This window comes from Corallococcus sp. NCSPR001, assembly GCF_017309135.1.
GTDB lineage: Bacteria > Myxococcota > Myxococcia > Myxococcales > Myxococcaceae > Corallococcus.
The window spans coordinates 8,650,581-8,669,256 of record NZ_JAFIMS010000002.1 but is presented as its reverse complement, the minus strand read 5'-3'; the positions used below and the strand labels follow the sequence as shown (position 1 = coordinate 8,669,256).

Annotated in this window: 15 protein-coding genes; 7 read left to right on the top strand and 8 right to left on the bottom strand. The window is 72.2% G+C overall.

The features are described from left to right. Positions 1 to 43 precede the first annotated feature (43 nt). Together JYJ93_RS36870 and gluQRS are read right to left on the bottom strand one after the other, a co-directional pair. Positions 44 to 991, bottom strand: coding sequence for a hypothetical protein (locus JYJ93_RS36870; RefSeq protein WP_206799339.1), 948 nt, complete (start codon positions 989 to 991; stop codon positions 44 to 46). 160 nt (positions 992 to 1,151) lie between these two features. After that, positions 1,152 to 2,090, bottom strand: a complete 939-nt coding sequence (gene gluQRS, locus JYJ93_RS36865; RefSeq protein WP_242544067.1) for a tRNA glutamyl-Q(34) synthetase GluQRS — start codon at positions 2,088 to 2,090, stop codon at positions 1,152 to 1,154. A gap of 93 nt (positions 2,091 to 2,183) precedes the next feature. Here gluQRS and JYJ93_RS36860 point away from each other — a divergent pair, with 93 nt between their 5' ends. Next, positions 2,184 to 3,038 carry a metallophosphoesterase gene (locus tag JYJ93_RS36860; RefSeq protein WP_206799337.1) on the top strand — a complete coding sequence of 285 codons (855 nt, stop codon included), beginning with the start codon at positions 2,184 to 2,186 and terminating at the stop codon, positions 3,036 to 3,038. Between the two features lie 33 nt (positions 3,039 to 3,071). Then, positions 3,072 to 4,682, top strand: coding sequence for an adenylate/guanylate cyclase domain-containing protein (locus JYJ93_RS36855; RefSeq protein ID WP_206799335.1), 1,611 nt, complete (start codon positions 3,072 to 3,074; stop codon positions 4,680 to 4,682). Between the two features lie 13 nt (positions 4,683 to 4,695). Here JYJ93_RS36855 and JYJ93_RS36850 read toward each other — a convergent pair whose 3' ends face one another. Further along, positions 4,696 to 5,082, bottom strand: coding sequence for a hypothetical protein (locus JYJ93_RS36850; protein WP_206799333.1), 387 nt, complete (start codon positions 5,080 to 5,082; stop codon positions 4,696 to 4,698). A gap of 201 nt (positions 5,083 to 5,283) precedes the next feature. After that, complete coding sequence (rlmN, locus tag JYJ93_RS36845; RefSeq protein WP_206799332.1) at positions 5,284 to 6,360, bottom strand: 23S rRNA (adenine(2503)-C(2))-methyltransferase RlmN; 1,077 nt, start codon at positions 6,358 to 6,360, stop codon at positions 5,284 to 5,286. A 179-nt stretch (positions 6,361 to 6,539) separates the two neighbouring features. On the opposite strand from rlmN, the gene JYJ93_RS36840 reads away from it, so the two are divergent. Together JYJ93_RS36840 and JYJ93_RS36835 are read left to right on the top strand one after the other, a co-directional pair. Beyond that, positions 6,540 to 8,027 carry a glutamate--cysteine ligase gene (locus JYJ93_RS36840; protein ID WP_206799330.1) on the top strand — a complete coding sequence of 496 codons (1,488 nt, stop codon included), beginning with the start codon at positions 6,540 to 6,542 and terminating at the stop codon, positions 8,025 to 8,027. A 121-nt stretch (positions 8,028 to 8,148) separates the two neighbouring features. Beyond that, the gene (locus tag JYJ93_RS36835) at positions 8,149 to 9,615 is read left to right on the top strand and encodes a hypothetical protein (protein WP_206799328.1); all 1,467 of its coding nucleotides are present in this window, start codon (positions 8,149 to 8,151) and stop codon (positions 9,613 to 9,615) included. 93 nt (positions 9,616 to 9,708) lie between these two features. On the opposite strand, the gene JYJ93_RS36830 is transcribed toward JYJ93_RS36835, so the two are convergent. From JYJ93_RS36830 to hemG, 3 genes are all read right to left on the bottom strand, one after another. Beyond that, positions 9,709 to 10,482, bottom strand: coding sequence for a LytTR family DNA-binding domain-containing protein (locus tag JYJ93_RS36830; RefSeq protein WP_206799326.1), 774 nt, complete (start codon positions 10,480 to 10,482; stop codon positions 9,709 to 9,711). Continuing rightward, positions 10,479 to 11,537, bottom strand: coding sequence for a histidine kinase (locus JYJ93_RS36825; RefSeq protein WP_206799324.1), 1,059 nt, complete (start codon positions 11,535 to 11,537; stop codon positions 10,479 to 10,481). The genes JYJ93_RS36830 and JYJ93_RS36825 overlap by 4 nt, the downstream gene beginning before the upstream one ends. Before the next feature lie 255 nt (positions 11,538 to 11,792). Next, a complete protein-coding gene (gene hemG / locus JYJ93_RS36820) occupies positions 11,793 to 13,187 on the bottom strand; it encodes a protoporphyrinogen oxidase (RefSeq protein ID WP_206799322.1) in 1,395 nt (464 codons plus the stop codon). Between the two features lie 103 nt (positions 13,188 to 13,290). Here hemG and JYJ93_RS36815 point away from each other — a divergent pair, with 103 nt between their 5' ends. Further along, positions 13,291 to 13,980, top strand: coding sequence for an SDR family oxidoreductase (locus JYJ93_RS36815; protein WP_206799320.1), 690 nt, complete (start codon positions 13,291 to 13,293; stop codon positions 13,978 to 13,980). A gap of 149 nt (positions 13,981 to 14,129) precedes the next feature. Further along, positions 14,130 to 16,547 carry a CapA family protein gene (locus JYJ93_RS36810; RefSeq protein ID WP_206799318.1) on the top strand — a complete coding sequence of 806 codons (2,418 nt, stop codon included), beginning with the start codon at positions 14,130 to 14,132 and terminating at the stop codon, positions 16,545 to 16,547. A gap of 4 nt (positions 16,548 to 16,551) precedes the next feature. Here the strand turns inward: JYJ93_RS36810 and pdxH are convergent, their stop codons facing one another. Further along, on the bottom strand, positions 16,552 to 17,151 hold the full coding sequence (pdxH, locus tag JYJ93_RS36805) for a pyridoxamine 5'-phosphate oxidase (protein WP_206800638.1): 600 nt from the start codon (positions 17,149 to 17,151) through the stop codon (positions 16,552 to 16,554). A gap of 71 nt (positions 17,152 to 17,222) precedes the next feature. Here pdxH and glgA point away from each other — a divergent pair, with 71 nt between their 5' ends. Continuing rightward, positions 17,223 to 18,656: a glycogen synthase GlgA gene (glgA, locus tag JYJ93_RS36800; RefSeq protein ID WP_206799317.1), complete on the top strand. Its 1,434-nt coding sequence runs from the start codon at positions 17,223 to 17,225 to the stop codon at positions 18,654 to 18,656. Positions 18,657 to 18,676: the final 20 nt, after the last annotated feature.

The window sequence follows — 18,676 nt, the reverse complement described above, 5'->3', positions numbered from 1 at the left end:
TCACGCAGGGGCGTGAAGCGGGGATGCACGCGAGCGCCCGAGGCTACGGATATACCTCTCGGCGCGGGCCCGGCGTGGTCGTCGTCGGGGGCACCACCACCGCGCCTTCCGCGCGGATGCGCTGCTTGCGGCTGACGCCCAGCGTGGCGCCGAGCACCGCCGCGACGAGGCCCAGGAGCAGGCCCGCGAAGATGCCCCAGAAGACGCGGCCGGAGCGGTCCGCCACCTTCAGCGCGCCCTGCTGTGCCTGCTGGCCCACCTCACTGGCCTTGGTCTTGGCCTGGTCCACCTGCTGCTGCACCCGGTCGGCCACGCCCTCCGCGTCCTGCCGCGACAGGTTGGTGTTCTGCGCGATGTTGCTCACCAGCAGCTCACGGTCCATGCGGCCCTGGCGCACGCCCTCGGTGACGATGTCCTTGGTCGCGGCCTCCAACTGGTTCGCGGTGATGGTGGGCTTGCCCTCCTCCCGCAGGCGCTTGTTCACCGGCGCGAGCGCGTCGTTGGCGTCCAGGCCGAACGCCTTCGCCGCGTCACCGCCGCCCGCCACCGCCCCCACGGCGGCGGTGCCCCCCGCGCCCACGGCCGCCTTGCCCACGTTGAACACCGCGCCCACCACGTTGGACACCAGCATGCCCACGAGCATGACGCCCAGGAGCGTCGTCAGGCCCCAGAGCACCGCGCCGTGCATGGCGCCTCCCGCCTTGTCCACGATGCCCGCGCTGCGCGCGGCCACCACGCCGCCCACGAAGAGCGCGACCAACGGGACGATGACGCTCCAGATGCCGGTGAAGATGCCCGCGGACTTCGCGCTCGACGCATCGGCGGGGTTCACCGACGACAGGCCCAGCGCCAGCCCCAGCGTGTAGAGCAATATCCAGACGCCCAGCGCGACGAAGGTGCCACCGAAGATGGCGCCCCAGCTCAGCTTGTACGCACTGCCCGGCACTGCTGGGATGATGCCGGCGCGTTCGCTCTCGACAATGGCTGCCATTGGATTCCACCCTCGCTTCCCGTGTGCCGCCCCGGCCGCGCTCCAACGGCGCGGCCGGGGACGGACGTGTCTGGGTGAAGCTGTGCACCGGGCACGCCCGGGCGTTTCACCGCCTCACGGTCGCCCCGCCCCGAAGGGTGGGGCGGAAGGCCGGGTGGCCTCAGCGCAGGCCGAGCGCGTCGAGGAGCAGTGCCTCGCGCGCCACCACCGGCTCCCGAGGGAGCGCGTCCGTGCGGTAGCGCGCGACGAGCGCGGGCAGGGTCACCGGGCTGCCGTCACCCAGGCCGCTCCATGCGGCGAGCAGGCCCAGGACATGCTCGGGAGGCCGGCCGCGTGCCCGCAGCTCCGCGAGCGCGAACGCCCCGTCGCGCTTCGCCAGCCGCTTGCCGTCCTCGCCCAGCACCAGCGGCACGTGGAGGAACGCGGGCGCGCTCAGGCCCAGCGCGGCGTAGAGCTGGAGCTGCCGGGGCGTGGAGGGCAACAGGTCGTCCCCGCGCAGCACGTGCGTGATGCCGCTGGCCGCGTCGTCCACCACCACCGCCAGCTGGTAGCTGGCCACGCCGTCATTGCGGCGCACCACGAAGTCCCCCACCAGCGCCTGCACGTCCTGGGCGTACGGGCCCATGAGCTCGTCCACGAAGCGCACCTCGCCTTCGCGCGCGCGGAAGCGGTACGCGGGGGCGCGCGTGCGGGCGCGTTCCGACACCTGTTCGGCGGTGAGGTGCGCGCAGGTGCCGGGGTAGCGCGGGCCTTCGTCGGACAGGCCGTGGGGCGCGCTCGCGGCGCGGGCAATCTCCGCGCGCGTGCAGAAGCATGGGTAGATGAGGCCCTCGCGGGCCAGCTTCTCCTGGGCCTCGCGGTAGACGCCGTCGCGCTCGCTCTGGATGAGCGGTGGCTCGTCCCAGTCCAGGCCCAGCCAGCGCAGGTCCTCGTAGAGGTCCTGGAGGAACTGGGGGCGGCACCTCGCGCGGTCCAGGTCCTCGATGCGCAGCAGGAACGCGCCGCCCGCGGCCCGGGCCTGGAGCCAGCCCAGGAGCGCGCTTCTCACGTTGCCCAGGTGCATGCGGCCGGTGGGGCTGGGGGCGAAGCGTCCTCGCATCGTGGTGGCCACCATAACTTCCCTGCCCGTCTTCGCGCGCTGGGAGAGAATGCCCCGCCGCTTCCTTCCGTTCCTCCGGGTGTGACCGCCTCCATGCGCTTCCTGCACTGCTCCGACGTCCACATCACCGAGGACTACTTCGCCCTGCCGCTGCACAAGCTGGGCTGGCGCCGCTGGGTGGCGCTCGTGGAGCTGACGGCGGGAGGCCGGGCGAAGGCCTACCGGAACGCGCAGGCCACGCTGTCCACCATCGCCCGCGAGGCGGGCACGCACGGCGTGGACCACTTCATCCTCTCCGGCGACCTCACCGCCTACGCGCTGGAGGGCGAGTTCCGCGCCGCCCGCGCCGCGCTCGCGCCCCTGGCCCCCACGCCCGCGCGCTGCACCGTCATCCCCGGCAACCACGACGTCTTCACCCCCGGCGCCGCGCGGGACGGCCGCTTCGCCCGGCACTTCGGGGACCTGCTGGGCAGCGACCTGCCGGAGTACCGCCGCGAGGGCGCGTTCCCCTTCGTGCGGCTGGTGGGCGAGGGCGCCGCGGTGGTGGGCCTGTGCTCCGCGCGCCCGCTGCCCACGCCCGGCCTGTCCTACGGCACCGTGGGGCCCGCGCAGCTCGAAGGCCTGGCGGCCCTGCTGAAGGACGCCCGGCTGGACGGCCGCGCCATCCTGGTGGTGGTGCACCACGCGCCCCGGAGCTCCGCGAACCACGCGGACGGCTGGCACCACGGACTGCATGACGCGGACGCGCTCCTGAAGTTGCTGCCGGGCCCGCGCTTCGCGGTGCTCCACGGCCACATCCACCAGCGCTACCACCACCCGGCCACGGCGGACCGGCCCCACCTGTTCGGCGCGGGCTCCTCCACCCAGGCGGGGAAGGAGGGCTACTGGCTCATCGAGGTCCAGGACGGCGTCGTCGTGGGCGGGACGAAGCACGTGCCCGCGTTGTGACAGTTCCCTTGGGCGGCGGTACAAGGGGCGCACATGACCCCGGCGACCCCGTCCCCACCCGCTGAGTTGTCCCTGGAGGAGTACCGCTTCCTGCGCCAGCTGGGACGTGTCACGGACGACCTCCTGGAGGAGAGCCTGCGGGAGCGCGAGACGCTCACCCAGTGCTTCCGGCGCTGCTTCCCCACGCTGCTCACGCACCTGGGCGCACGCGCCATCGCCGTCACCACGCGCGACGAGGAGCTGGTGGAGCAGACCTGGAGCGAGGGCGACTGGGGCGGTGTCTTCGCCGGAAGTCTTCTCGCCGGGCCCGTGGGCCTGAGTGTCCACGACACGGGCACGCTGCTCACCCAGACGCTGGACGTGGCGGGTTCACCGGTGGGCACGCTGGGCGTGCTCTTCGCGGGGCCGCCCGGTGACGCGAGCACCACCGCGAAGCGCGCGCGGGCGCTGGACGTGGTGGCGGAGGAGCTGGACACGGTGCTGATGCTGGTCCACACCGCGTCGGAGAAGCACCAGCTCATCCTCCAGTGCAACGAGCACCTGGCCAACCCCGTCTTCGAGGCGGGCATGGACCACGCGGTGCGCACGCTGGCGCAGCGGGTGCGGCTGCCGGGCTTCCTCCTGCTCTACCGCGACGCCGTGCAGCCGCACGTGCTGCACTACCGCACGTACCGGCACGGGCAGCTGGAGTACGAGAGCGGAGATCAGCCCGGCCCCCAACTGGAGACGCTGCTGCACCAGCACGGCACGCGGCTGTTGAACGGGGACGCGGGCGTGCTCAAGCGCCTGTTCGACGGGCGCACCACGGAGGCCGTCCTCATCTCCGCGGCCACGCGCAGCGAGCCCCTGGGCAAGATTGTCGTCTGGAGCAACGAGGGCTTCTCCGCGTACGCGATGGACCTCATCCGCGTGCTGGCCTCCACGCTGAGCCAGCGCCTGCTGGACTACAACCGCGAGCGCATCCACCTGTCGCAGTTCTTCCCCACGGTGTCCATCGACGCGCTGCTGGAGGACCCGGACTACGCGCGGCACCTGCGCGCGCAGGAGCAGGAGGTGGGCATCCTGTTCGCGGACATCAACGGCTTCACCCGCATCTGCGAGCAGGGCTTCGACAGCCCGCGCAGCATCGGCCGCTTCGTGGACGAGTGGAGCGCGCGCGCCGTGGACTGCATCTGGGCGCGCGGCGGCGTCTTCGACAAGATGGTGGGCGACTGCGTCATCGGCCTCTTCGGCCCGCCCTTCTTCCAGACGGACCGCGTGCGCCGCGCGGAGGCCGCCGTGCGCGCCGCGCAGGACATCCAGGCCTTCACCGCGGAGTTGAGCGAGCGCGAGGAGGTGGCGGCGCTGTGCCGGCGGGTGAAGCTGCCGGGGCTGGGCGTGGCGGTGGGCGTGAACCTGGCCACCGCGAACTGCGGCCTCTTCGGGCCCAACCGCAACTACACGGCCTTCTCCAGCGGCATGAACCAGGCCGCGCGCCTGCAGTCGCTGGCGGGCTTTCGCGAGACGCTGGTGATGGAGAGCGTGCACGAAGCGCTGAAGCAGTCGCAGGAGCCCTTCGTGCGCAAGCTCCAGTTCGGCCCCCTCACGGAAACGACGGTGAAGAACGTGGCGCAGCCGCTGCGGCACTACCGGCTGGCGCCGTAGCTGGACGCCGCCGTCACGCCAGCAGGTGCGTGCCCGCGTAGCGCCGCGAGAAGTGGATCCACCGGCGCTCGTCCACCTCCACCTGCCACTCGCTGTTGGGCGTCAGCGGCAGGCGCTGCTTGAGGAAGCTCTCCAGGTGGTCCGCCGCCTTGAGCGGCGTGAGCCCCGGCGCGCGGAAGGCGATGTGGAGCGTCACGTCCAGGGACGGCGCCACGTCCACCGACGCACAGATGCGCAGCGGGCCCACGCGCCGCTGGTACTGGGTATCCGATGCCGGCCATGTGGAGGAGCCCTCGGGCTGCGGGGGCGCCTGCTCAAGCCAGTTGTCGGGGATCAGGATGAAGTCGAGCAGGTTGTTGCTCGCCTCTTCCACCGTGCCGTGCTCCTGGATGGAAAGCATTGTCCACCTCCGCCAGAGAAGCCGTTGGGGTTGCGTGGAAGTCGTCTTGAAGAATGTGCCCACGAGCCCATGCCATGCAAGGGCCCCCGAACATCCACGTGCCGCACACACCTACGTTACGCGTGTGCGAGCGGGGCGGACGCTAGCGCTTCAGGGTGACACGACAGGTCGGGTGGTGTTCCGCGCGACCCCGCACGTTGCTCAGGACGCGACGGGAAGGGAGCGGCGGGGCTTGCGCTCCACGGCGGCCTTGAGCTGGCCGCAGCCCGCGTCGATGTCGATACCGCGACGTTGGCGCACCGTGCTGGGCACGCCGTATGACGTGAGCACGTCCTGGAACGCCCGCACCGCGTCGGGGACGCTGGGGCCGCCGTCATAGCCCACCGTGGGGTTGAGCGGGATGACGTTCACGTGCGCGTCCATCCCCCGCAGCAGCTGCCCCAGCGTGTGCGCGTGCTCCGCGGTGTCGTTGCGGCCGGAGATGAGCGTCCACTCGAAGAAGATGCGGCGCTTGCGCTTCGCCACGTAGTAGCGGCACGCGTCCATCAGTTCATTCAGCGGCCAGCGGCGGCCCGCGGGCACCAGCGCGGCGCGCTCGGCGTCCGTCGCACCGTGGAGGCTCACCGCGAGCTGCACCGGGCGCGCCTCGTCCGCGAGCCGGAGGATGCCGGGCACCACGCCCACGGTGGACAGGGTGATGAAGCGCGGCGCCAGCGCCAGGCCCTTGGGGTCCACGAGGATGTCCACCGCGGCCATGGTGTGCTCGTAGTTGTGCAGGGGCTCGCCCATGCCCATGAGCACGATGTTGCGCAAGGCTTCCCCCTGCGCGCGCAGGAGGCGCGTGACGTGGAGCACCTGGCCCACGATTTCGCCCGGCGTCAGGTGGCGCGACAGCCCCATCTGGCCCGTGGCGCAGAAGACGCAGCCCATGGCGCACCCGGCCTGCGTGCTCACGCACACGGTGGCGCGGCCCTTGAAGCGCATCAGCACCGTTTCAATGGTCTGCGCGTCGTGCAGGCGCAGGAGCAGCTTGTGGGTGAGCCCGTCGCTGCTGAAGCTCTCGTGGTGCGTGGCGAGCGTGCCCAGGTGCGCTCGCTCCTGGAGCACGGCCTGGAGGTCCGGGCGCAGCCCCGTCACGTCGCCCAGCGCGGTGACGCCGTCGCGGTACAGGCCCGCCCACACGCGCTCGCGGTACTGGGGACTGAAGCCCCAGCCGGAGAGCCGCACGTCCAGCGCGGGGCGGGGCAGGTCGTGGAGGTTGACGGTGGCGTCCGGCATGACGGGGCCTGGGATAACACACCCGGCGCGGGCGCACCCGGGGCCGCCGGGCCGGGGGGCGGCCAGGAGAGCAGCCAGCACGGCGTGGGCGCGGGTGGGGGCTCCCCGGTGCGTGGCGGCGTCCAGCGGCTGACACCCCGCGTGCCAGCGCGCCGCGTCGTGCCAATCGTGGAGGGCCTATGGGACTGGCCATCCAGCAGGAGGAGTTCACGCCGGAGGAGCACACGCGGTTCGTGGCGCGGCTCGCGGAGAGCCTGGAGGCGCTGCGGCAGGTGCTCCAACGTCCCGGCTTCGGCGTGGGGCCCGTGACGATGGGCGCGGAGCTGGAGGTGGCGCTGGTGGACGGCGCGGGCTTCCCGCTGCCGGTGAACCAGCAGGTGCTGGCGAAGTCGAAGGACGACCGGCTGACGCTGGAGCTCAACCGCTTCAACATGGAGATGAACCTGCGCCCCTCGCTGCTCGCGGGGCGGCCGTTCACCGGGCTCCAGGCCCAGCTGGACGACGTGCTGGCGGAGCTGAGGCGCGCGGCGGCGACGGAGGGCGCGCGCGTGGCGGCGGTGGGCATCCTGCCCACGCTGCGGCAGGCGGACCTGGGGAAGAACGCGCTCACGCCGCAGCCGCGCTACCGGGCGCTGGCCTCGGCCATCCGCAAGCGGCGCGACGGGCCCTTCCAGGTGGCCATCGCGGGCGACGACACGCTCAACCTCACCTGGGAGGACGTGACGCTGGAGGGGGCGAACACGTCGCTCCAGTTCCACCTGCGCGTGGCCCCGGAGGACTTCGCGCGCGTGTACAACGCCGCGCAGCTGGCCACCGGGCCGGTGCTGGCCGCGTGCGGAAACTCGCCGGTGTTCCTGGGCAAGCGGCTGTGGGAGGAGACGCGCGTGGCGCTCTTCCAGCAGGCCACGGACGACCGCAGCGACAGCGACGAGGCCGCGCACCTGCACCCGCGCGTGACGTTCGGACACGGCTGGGTGCGCGAGGGCCCGCACGAGCTGTTCGCGGAGGCCGTGGCGCTCTACCCGGCGCTGCTGCCGGTGATGGGGCAGGAGTCCCCGCTGGAGGTGGTGGCCGCCGGGGGCCTGCCGAAGCTGGAGGAGCTGCGGCTGCACACGGGGACGGTCTGGTCGTGGAACCGGGCCGTCTATGATCCGCACGGCGAAGGCCACGTGCGCATCGAGTTCCGCGCGCTGCCCTCCGGCCCCACGCCGGTGGACATGGTGGCCAACGGCGCGTTCATGCTGGGGCTGACGCTGGGGCTCGCGGAGCGGGTGGACGCGCTGCTGCCGGCGCTGCCCTTCTGGCAGGCGCGGCGCAACTTCAAGCAGGCGGCGCACTACGGTCTGGGCGCGAAGTTGCTGTGGCCGGCGGAGACCGCGCCCAGCCCCCGGGTGTTGCCGGCGGTGGAGCTGGTGAAGCAGCTGTTGCCCGTGGCGCGGCGCGGGCTGCTGGAGGCCGGGGTGGAGGCGGCGGAGGCGGACGGCCTCCTGGACATCATCGCCCGGCGCGTGGCGATTCAACGGACCGGGGCGCGCTGGCAGCGGGCGGTGCTGGAGCGGCTGGAGGCCCACATGCCCCGGCAGGACGCGCTGGCGGCCCTGCTGGAGCGCTACCTGGAGCTGTCGGAGGAGGGGCTGCCGGTGCACACCTGGCCGGTGGAGCGCTGACGTGCCCCGGGGTCTTCGGACCCCGGGCCTTGTCGGGACGGGGCGGTCGCGGTGAATAATCCGGCCATCCTGTAGGTCAGCGGGCGGGGCCTCGTGCCTCGTGCTGAAGGGTGCCGTTCCCGTGATTGCCTCGCTCCTTGCTTCGTTCCGCTCCGGCGCCCGCCGGAGGTCCTTCCTCGTGCCGGCGCTCCTGTGCGCGGGCGTCCTGTCCGCGTGCTCGACCACCCGGGGCAAAGCCAATGACCTGGCGGAGAAGGGCCGCTTCGTCGAGGCGGCCGAGGTCTACGTGAAGCTCGTCCAGGACGAGCCCAACAACCCGGAGTACCGCGCGTCGCTGGAGGACCTGCGCTGGCGCGGCCTGTCGCAGCTGCTCACCCAGGCCCGCCAGGCGCGCGTGGAGGGCCGGGACGAGGACGCGGAAGTGAACCTGGAGCAGTTCTTCACCTACAAGGTGAAGTGGAACTCCAAGCTGGATGGCGGCATGGAGAGCTCGCTGCTGGAGGAGATGGCGGGCACGCACCGGCACCTGCGCCAGCTCATCATCGACCCGGCGAAGCGGGGCCACGCGCTGACGGCGGAGTCGCACCTGGACCGCAAGCGCGCGCTGCTGGCCCACCCGGAGATGGCGCCCATCCGCCGCGACATGGAGGAGGCGGTGGCGCAGGGCGGCGCGGCGACGTGCGCGAACCTGAAGCAGTCGCTGTCCGGCGGCGCGCAGCACTGGGCGGAGCTGGTGGCTCGCTACTGCGGGCACTACCAGCAGCCCTCGCCCCAAGCGGGGATGTTCCCGGAGGCGCTGGGCGTGCCCACGTGGCAGGTGTCCGTGGATGGCATCAGCAACGACGTCGTGCAGTACCTGATGACGCGGCTGTCGGGCGCGTTCGAGGCCTCGCCCTGGTACTCGGAGGCGTCCCAGCGCCACGCGCCGATGACCATCGCGGGGAGCCTGAGCGAGCGGCGCCTGAGCGAGCCGGTGACGCTGACGGCGCCGTGGACGGAGCGCGTTCCGTACACGGACCACGAGGACCGCACCGCGACGGCGGAGGTGCCGTACACGGTGGAGGAGTCCTACGAGGACAAGGGCGTGATGAAGAAGCGCCTGGTCCAGCAGAAGAAGACGGTCGAGTACAAGACGACGGTCGAGGTGACGAAGTACCGCGACGTGTCGCGCTCGTTCGACTACCACGCGCAGCGGCGGGGCGTGGAGTACCACTTCGCGGTGGTGGCCCAGGGCATCCTCCAGGAGCGGCACGCGCCGCTGGCGGTGAAGGCGGAGAACGCCCTGGAGGCCTCCGGCTACGAGCACAACATCACCTTCGAGCCCGGCGGCGTGCGGCCGCAGAAGTTCGAGCGGCCCAACAAGGAGGGCTGGCTGGACGGGCAGCTGCGCGGCTACGAGCAGACCTTCTTCGCCTCGCTCATGTCGCGCTGGCAGGAGTCGTTCTGCAACGCGCCCGCCTTCGCCGTGGAAGAGGCGGCCCGCTGCGCGCGCGGTGGAGTGGAGCTGCCCGGCCCCGCGAAGCAGGCCCTGACGGACACGCTGGGCGACGACGCGGCGCAGGTGCACCGGCTGTTCGTCTGGAACTGAAGGCGCACGGCACCGGAGCCGGGCGCTTCGCCGTGCCCGCTCCGGCGTTGCTGGCGTCAGTCCTCGGTGGATGGCGCGGACTGGCGGCCGCGCTCAGCCCTCGTCCTCCGCGCCCTTGCGCAGGCCCAGCATGCGGCGCAGCTCGCGCGCGGACTGGCGGCTCACCTCCACCGAGTGGCCCCGCGCCGTGCGCGCCAGGTAGCCGCCGGTCTCCAGGGGCTCCAGCCGCGTCACGTGGGCCAGGTTGAGCAGCGCGCGGCGGTGCACCCGGTGGAAGTGCTCCGGTGGCAGCTTGTCCGCCAGTTCGTTGAGCGTGAAGTCGGTGAGGTAGTCGCCCTGCGCGGTGAACACCGTCACCAGCTCGTCCTCCAGCGACGCGTGGGAGATGGCGTCCGGCGACACCAGCACCAGCCCCTGCCGCGTCGGGATGGGCAGCCGCGCCAGCGCGGGCTTCTCCGCGCCTGATGCCGGCGCCGTCGTGGGGATGGCCTTCACCCGCGCCGGCAGCCGCGCCCGCGCGCGCTCCAGCGCCTTCTGCAGCCGCGCCGCCTCCACGGGCTTGAGGACGTAGTCCACCGCGCCGTGCTCGAAGGCGTTCACCGCGTGCTCCGCGTGCGCGGTGCAGAAGATGACGTGGGGCCCGCCCTCCGGCAGCAGCGCCATCGCGTCCAGCCCGCTCAGGCCCGGCATGTGGATGTCCAGCAGCACCACGTCCACGCCGCCCGCGCGCACCGCCGCGAGCACCGAGTCTCCGTCCACCGCCTCGCCGCAGACGCTCACGTCGGGCAGCGCGGCCAGGAGGCGGGACAGGCGCTTGCGGGCCAGCAGTTCATCGTCTGCGATGAGGACGCGCAAGGGCTCTCTCACGTGAGGACTCCGGGTTGGGGGCCCTGGCGGGGCAGGGTGACGGTGACACGGGTGCGCCCGTCGGCGCTCTCCAGGGACAGCAGCGCGTGGCCGCCATAGGCCAGCGCCAGCCGCCGCTCCACGGTGGGCAGGCCCACGCTGCCCTCGCGGGGGCCCTTCGACGCGCCCGGGTTGTCGATGGTGACCACCACCGCCCCCTCGCGCGCGGCCACCTCCACGCTCAGCGGCCCCCGGTGGCCTGCCGCCGGGCCGTGCTTCACCGCGTTCTCCGCCAGGGGCAGCAGCAGCAGCGGCGGCACGGGCACGTCCGAAAGCCCGTCCGCCACGTCCATGCGCAGCTGGAACAGGTCCGGGTCGCGCAACAGGTGCAGGTCGAAGAGCGTGTGCATCAGCTCCAGCTCCTGCGACAGTGGCCAGGTGACGCTGCGCACGCCCGCGAGCACCGAGCGGAGCATCGTGGACAGCCGCAGCACCGCGGCCTCCGCGACGGCGCCGTCCTCGCGGCACCACTCCGCGATGGCGTTCAGCGTGTTGAAGAGAAAGTGCGGATCCAGGTGGCTGCGCAGCGCCAGCAGCTGCGCCTGCTCCGCCTCCCAGGCGAAGCGGGTGGCGCGGGCGCGCTCACGGGCCAGCGTCTCCTCGAAGCCGATGTCCCGCCCCAACCCCCAGCCCGCGACGAGGAACAGCCCGCCGCAGATGGCCAGGTTGTACGGCTCCGACAGGAACGTGTCCTGCATCAGCGTGACGCGCGGCAGGGCGTAGCCCACCGACAGCACCACGCCGCAGCCCACCGCCGCGTAGAGCAGCAGGCGGATGCCGCCGTGGCTCAGGTCCAGTCCTTCCGGAAACATCACCCGGTACGACACGGGCGCCACCGCGACGCACATCAGGCACAGCAGCAGCCCGAGCCAGAACGCGCGAGGGTCCACGCTCCAGCGCACCTGGGCCACGAGCAGCGGGATGGACACCAGGACGATGGGGGCCAGCCGCCACGGTGCGATGAGCGCGCGCAGCGTGGCGCGAACGATGGAGCCTTCCGACGACGTCTCCGGCATGCGGAAGCGGGAGGCTACACCGTCCCGCGTCCTAGCGCTGGGGCGCGGTCGCGGGGACGAGCTCCAGGACGAACGTCCCGGCGAGGAGCGCGGGGAAGAAGAGGACGGCGAGCATGGACAGGAGCGGCGAGCGCAGTGAGAACATGGGGGGCTTCTCCAGTGTCCATGAAACATGCCCACGGACTCTGGCATCGACCCAGGGCCCCTCCAGGGAGGGTTGCCCCCGGCCGTCGCTGTCCCTGGGTGAGCGGTCGCTCAGGCGCTCCGGGCGGCACCCGCCGCGGGCCCTCCCAGCGCCTCCGCCAGCCGCGCCGCCTCCTTGAGGCAGTCGTTGACGCCCACGCCCCGGTACGCGTTGCCGGCGAGGTGCAGGCCGGGCCAGCGCTTCAGCCGCTCCTCCATCGCCGCCAGGCGCTCCAGGTGCCCCACGGTGTACTGCGGAATCCCGCGCGGCCAGCGGAACACCGCCGTCAGCTCCGGCGTCGCGGTGAGCCCCGCCATCGTCTTCAGCTCCTCGCGCGCCAGCGCCACCAGCGCGTCCTCGTCGCGCGAGACGACCTCCGGACGGCGAGCGCCGCCCATCAGACACGTCAGCAGCACGCGCCCGCCCTCCACGCGGAAGGGGAACGTGGTGGAGACATGGATGGTGCCCAGCATCGCCGTGCCCTCCACCGCCGGAATCAGGAACCCGAACCCGTCCGGCTTCGGCACCGTCCCCGGCGCGAAGCCCAGGTGCACCACGGCGATGGGCGCGTACGGGATGGCGTCCGCCTTCGCCGCCAGCTCCGCGTCCAGCGGACGCACGAGCGACGCCGCCACGTGCGCGGGCACCGCCAGCACCACGTCCGACGCGGTCAGCTCCGCCGGCTGGCCCCGGTGCTGGTAGCGCACCTTCCAGCCGTCCGCCGCGCGCTCCAGCCCCTCCACCTTCGCGTCCGTGCTCACGCGGTCGCCCAGCGCCTTCGCCAGCGCGTCCACCAGCACGCCCAGGCCGCCGTCGAACGTGCTCATCTGCCCGGTGAGCCGGGGCCCTGGCTCCGCCGCGCCCTTCGCCTGTCGCGCCGCGCGCTGCGCGCGGATGGCGCCCAGGATGAGGCTGCGGTGCTCCCGCTCGAGCTTCACGAGCTGCGGGAACGTGGCCTCCGCGCTGAGCTGCTCCGGGTCGCCCGCGTAGGTGCCCGTCTGCATCGCGTCCAGCAGCACCGCCGTCGCCTCACGTCCCAGGTGGCGCCGCCCCAACGTGGCCAGGGACTCGTCCGCACCCGTGGGGTTGCGTCCGCTGAACAGCTCCCCCACCACCCGCAGGCGGGACGCAAGGGGGAGGATGTCGGATTTCAGGAACGCCGGGGGCGATGTGGGCAGGGCCCGCAGGGCACCCCGGGTGAATACGTAACGGTTTTTCGCCGCCGCATCCGCCGGACGAATCCGGGATGACACTCCCAGCGCTTCCGCCAGTTCACGCGTCGTGGGTTCCCGGTCCAGGAAGCTGTTGGGCCCCGCCTCCAACAGGTAGCCCCCGCGTGCGTGGGTCTGCACGTTTCCACCCACGCGTGACGTCGACTCCAGCACCACGGCATCAGTACCGCGAGCCCGCAATTGATAGGCCAGCGCCAGTCCGGTGATGCCTCCCCCAATGACCGCGACCGTCATGTCGTCCTACTCCCGAGCTTGTCGTGAGGTGAGCAACCCCGGGCGCCTTAGTGCGAAGGCAAGACCTTTGCCAAGGAGAGCCACCCGGCGCGTTAATAAAGGCATGCGCTATGTCATCACGGGAGCAAGCCGTGGCATCGGTTTCGAATTCGTGCAGCAACTGCTGCGGCGGGGAGAAACGGTGGATGCGGGTGTGCGTGCTCCGGAGCTGGCGCGCCGGCTGGAGCCGCTGCTGCTGGAGGCGGGCAGCCGCCTGAGGATCCACCCATTGGATGTCACCCGCGCGGACAGCGTGCACGCGTTCGCGGAGCGCGTCTGCCGCGAGCCGGTGGACGTGCTCATCAACAACGCGGGCGTGTCCGGCCAGTGGGTGGGGCTGCATGAGCTGGACTACGAGGACCTGGCGCGCACCATCGAGGTGAACGCGCTCGGGCCGCTGCGCATCACCTCCGCGCTCCTGCCCGCGCTGCGGCACGGCGCGGGGCGCAAGGTGGCGCACGTCACGTCGCGCATGGGTTCGCTCTCCAGCAACACGGAGGGCGGCGCGTACGCCTACCGCATGTCCAAGGCCGCGCTGAACATGGGCGTGCGCTCCATGTCCAACGACCTGCGCCGCGAAGGCCTGGCGTGCGTGCTGCTGCATCCGGGTTGGGTGCAGACGGACATGGGCGGGCACGACGCGCCGCTGCCGGCGGAGGAGTCCGTGCGCGGGATGCTGCGGGTCATCGACAGCGTCTCGCTGGAGCACTCCGGCCGGTTCTTCGACTACGAAGGCGCGGAGGTGCCCTGGTAGTGGACCCCGGTGACAGGGTCGTTGTTCCCTGCTGAACACGCCCCGGCCCCCGGGGGCAGGCAAGCAGCCCCCGGGTCCGAGGCCGTCGCTGGCGCCTGCCTGCCGTCGTCCCCATCTCGTCGCGAGGCAGTCCGCGGTGGAGGGGTGGGATGGCGTGGCGGCGATGGTCCGTGGCGTGGGTGGCGGCGTGTCTGGTGGCGTGCGGTCCTGGCGCGTCCACGCCGAAGCAGGGGCAGGAGGCCGTGACGCCGGGCGATGAGCCCTCGACGCCGGTGACGCCTCCGGACGAAACGCCCGGCAAGGAAGAGCCTCCGCCTCCCCAGCCACCCCCGGACGAGGAGCCGCCACCCGACGAGACGGCGGAGGAGCCGCCCCCACCGGAGGAGAATCCGGTGCTGACGGCCTGCGCGCCGGAGCCCGCGGCGGACGCCACCGTGCCCGAAGCCGAGCGGACCGCGCGCCATGACTACGCCTGCACCGGCATCGCGCTGGAGGGCTCGCTGGTCTCCACGGCGGGCACGCCGGTGGCGGACGCCGTGATGAAGGTGGGGGACGCGCAGGCGCGCACGAACGCATCCGGCCACTTCCGCTTCCCCGTGCTGCCCCGTCACAACCGGCTGCTGACGGTGGAGGCGGAGGCTTTTCGTCCGGCGGTGGTGGCGGTGGAGCTGCGCCGGGGCCTCACGGAGAAGCGCGTGACGCTGCCGCCGGTGCGCCTGTCTCCGAAGGAGGGCGTGCGGATGCTCTTCGCGGGCGACGTGTCACTGGGCCGGCGCTTCCTCGACCCGGACGACACCACGCCGCGCAACCAGATGCCAAAGGACGACCCGGCGGCGCTCATCCGCGTGTCGGATCCGCTGCCGGGCACGAAGGCCGTCTTCACCCACGTGCGGCCCTACTTCCAGGCGGCGGACTTCCGCGCCGTGAACCTGGAGACGCCGGTGACGGACCACCCGGCGACGCCGCATGACGAGAAGGCCTACGCGTTCTTCACGCTGCCCGGCTCGCTGCCCGCGCTGCCGTGGCTGGGCGTGGACTACGTGAGCCTGGGCAACAACCACGTCTATGACTACCTGGCGCCTGGGCTCGCGGACACGCTCACGCACGTGGGCTCGACGGGCATGGCCTTCAGTGGCGCGGGCCAGGACGAGGACGCGGCGTTCATGCCCGCGCGCATGTCGCTCCCGGGCGCGAACTACAGCCTCGTCTCCCTGTGCTCCATCACCGGCAGCGCGCATGATCAGCAGTACGTCGCGGGCCCCAACCAGGGCGGCGCGGCGGACGCGCGCAACCTGACGCGGGCGTCCGCGCTGCTGTCCGCGGAGAAGGCGCAGGGGCGCGTGCCGGTGGCGGTGCTGCACACCGGCGTCGAGTACAGCGTCCGACCCTCCACTCCGACGGCGCAGCGGATGCGCGACCTGGTGGACGCGGGCGCGGGGCTCGTCATCGCGCACCACCCGCACATCCCGCAGGGCTTCGCGCGCCACGAAGGCGTGTTGATGGCGCAGTCGCTGGGCAACTTCGCCTTCGACCAGGACCGCATGGAGACGATGGTGGGCCTGATGGCGGAGGTGGAGGCCACGGGCACGCGCGTGGACCGCGCCCGCGCGGTGCCCGTGTACATCGAGGACTACCGCCCCCGGCCCGTCGCGGGCGACCTGGCGGACAGCTTCCTGCGCCACCTGGCGGAGCTGTCCCGCGAGGGCGGCGTGGAGCTGGTGCCGCAGCCCTCCTGGGGCGAGCTGCTCCCGGAAGACAGACACGCGGCGGTGAGCGAGCGCACCGTGGACGTGCCGGTGACGGTGGACGCGAATGGCCGCGCCACGGTGGACCTGCGGCCCCTGCGCCAGCAAGGCGAGTCCGTGGCGGTGGCGAAGCTCACGGGCGCGGACGTGACGGGCGTGAAGCTCAAGGCCGGCCGCGACGTGCTCCTGCACGGCGACTTCGAGGACCACGACGTGGACGACGACGCCAACGAGGCGACGCGCTGGAGCGTGGGCCCGAACGCGGGCTACGTGTGCCAGGACGGGCCGCACCGGGGCGCGGCGGCGCTCTGCCAGCGGCGCGCGGCCAGCGACTCACGGAGCGCGGCGGTGAAGCTGGTGAACCGCTTCCGTCCGCCGGGCTTCGCGGAAGGGCCGCCCAACCGGGACCTCACCGCGGTGGCGTGGCTGAAGGGGCAGGGCGGCGGCGCGTTCTCCGCGAAGGTGCAGTACCTGCCCGTGGAGTCCTACACGCTCTTCGGCGAGCAGACGCTGCTGCGCCACGACGGCGGCACCTACGACTGGACGCTGGTGGCGGAGGACCTGCGCTTCCCCGCCGACCCACCGAAGCCGGACCTGTGGAACGCGCCCTGGGCGTTGGATTTGACGCTCAACACCGCGCCCCCGAAGTCCGGCCAGGGCGTGACGGCGGTGGACGACCTGGCGCTGGTGGCCTGGGAGAAGCAGGCCACGGGCGGCACGCTGACGCTCCAGACGCCGCACGCGCGGGACTTCGTGCGGGTGGAGGCCCCGGCGGGCACGTACACGCTGCGCGTCACCTTCCGCGAGCACCGAGTGCCCTGAGAACTCAGGGGTAGAGCAGCTGCGTCTTCCACTCCGCGCCGTCGCGCAGGTAGACGTTGCGCTCGTGCAGTCGGCTGGGGCGGGCGTGCCAGAACTCGATGCGGTCCGGCACCACGCGGAAGCCGCTCCAGTGCGGCGGGCGCTCCACCGCGCGGCCCTGGAAGCGCGCCTCCACCTCCGCCACGCGCTGGTCCAGCAGCTCGCGCGAGGGCAGCTCCTCGCTCTGGAGGCTGGCCCACGCGCCAATCTGGCTGCCGCGCGCCCGGCTCTGGAAGTACGCGTCGGCTTCCTCGTCACTCACCTGCTCCACCCGGCCCTCGATGCGCACCTGCTGCTCCAGGGGCTGCCAGAAGAAGCACAGCGCCGCGTACGGGTGCGCACGCAACTGCTGCCCCTTGCGGCTGTGGAAGTTGGTGAAGAAGACGAAGCCCCGCGCATCGAAGTCCTTGAGCAGCACCACGCGTGAGCTGGGGCGGCCCTGGTCGTCCACGGACGCCACCACCATGGCGTTGGGGTCCACGGGGATGGCGGCCTTCGCCTGGGCGAAGAGGTCGGCGAAGCGCTGGATGGGGTCGGGAGGAATCGTCGTCACGCGGCGCACCATAGGAAACACGGCCCCGGCGCGCACGTTCGCGGTTGACTCCCTGTCGGGACTCGCACGCAATGGCGGGACTCATGAAGATCCTCTTCATCGCCTCGGAGGTCACCCCCTTCTCGAAGACGGGGGGACTGGGCGACGTGGCCGGGGCCCTGCCCACGGCGCTCGCCGGGCTGGGGCACGACGTGAAGATCGTCACGCCCCGCTACCAGGACGTGCGCAACACCGGACAGTTGCTGCCCACCGGCCAGTCCCTGGTGCTGCGCTTCCCCTTCGGTGAGACGGGCGGCCCCATCCTGTCCGCGCGACTCAGTGAACGCCTGGAGGTCCTCTTCCTGGAGAACGAGGCCTTCTACGGCGGACGCAAGGGCCTCTACGGCGACGCGGCCGGCGAGTTCGCGGACAACCCCCGCCGCTTCGCCTACCTGTGCGTGGGCGCGCTCCAGGCCGCGCAGCGCCTGCGCTTCTTCCCGGACATCATCCATCTGCACGACTGGCAGACGGGCCTCGTCCCGGTGGCGCTGCGCCGGGGCTTCCAAAGCACGCCGCTCGCGAAGGCGAAGTGCGTCTTCACCATCCACAACCTGGCCTACCAGGGGCAGTTCCCCAAGCGGACCATGGAGGACCTGGGGCTGCCGTGGGACCTCTTCACCCCGGAGGGCGTGGAGTTCTACGACCACGTCAACTTCCTCAAGGCGGGGCTCGTCTACTCCGAGGCGCTCACCACCGTGTCGCCCACCTACGCGCGCGAAATCCAGACGCCGGAGCAGGGCTACGGGCTGGATGGCCTGCTGCGCCGCCGCTCGCACGCGCTCACCGGTATCATCAACGGCATCGACGCGCACGAGTGGAACCCGCAGACGGACTCCTACCTGCCCGCGCGCTACGGCCAGGACGACATGACGGGGAAGGCCGTCTGCAAGCGCGCCCTGCTGGAGCACTTCGGCCTGCCCACGCAAGGAAACGCCCCGGTGTTCGGCATCGTCAGCCGGCTGGCGTGGCAGAAGGGCGTGGACCTGCTCCTGGAGACGCTGCCCGCGGCGCTCCAGGCGGACCTGCGGTTCGTGGCGGTGGGCAACGGCGACCCGGCCCTGGAGGAAGGGTTGAGGGCGCTCCAGGCCCGCTTCCCCAGGCAGGTGGGCGTGCACATCGGGTTCGACCCGGCGTTGTCACACCTGGTGGAGGCCGGGTCGGACTTCTTCCTCATGCCCAGCCGCTACGAGCCGTGCGGGCTGAACCAGATGTATTCCCTGCGCTACGGCACGGTGCCCATCGTCCGGGCCACGGGCGGGCTGGTGGACACGGTGGAGGGCGGGCTGGACGGCAATGGCATCCTCTTCGAGGCCTTCCACCGCTCGGCGCTCCTGGCCGCCATCCGCCGGGCGCTCTCCCTGTACGCGGACCCCGCACGGCTGGGGCACTTCCAGGTGCGGGGCATGGGGAAGGACTTCTCCTGGACCGCGTCCGCCCGGAAGTACGAGGCCCTCTTCCACTCCCTGGTGGAGGAATAGTGGGGCCTCTCCCGGATCCG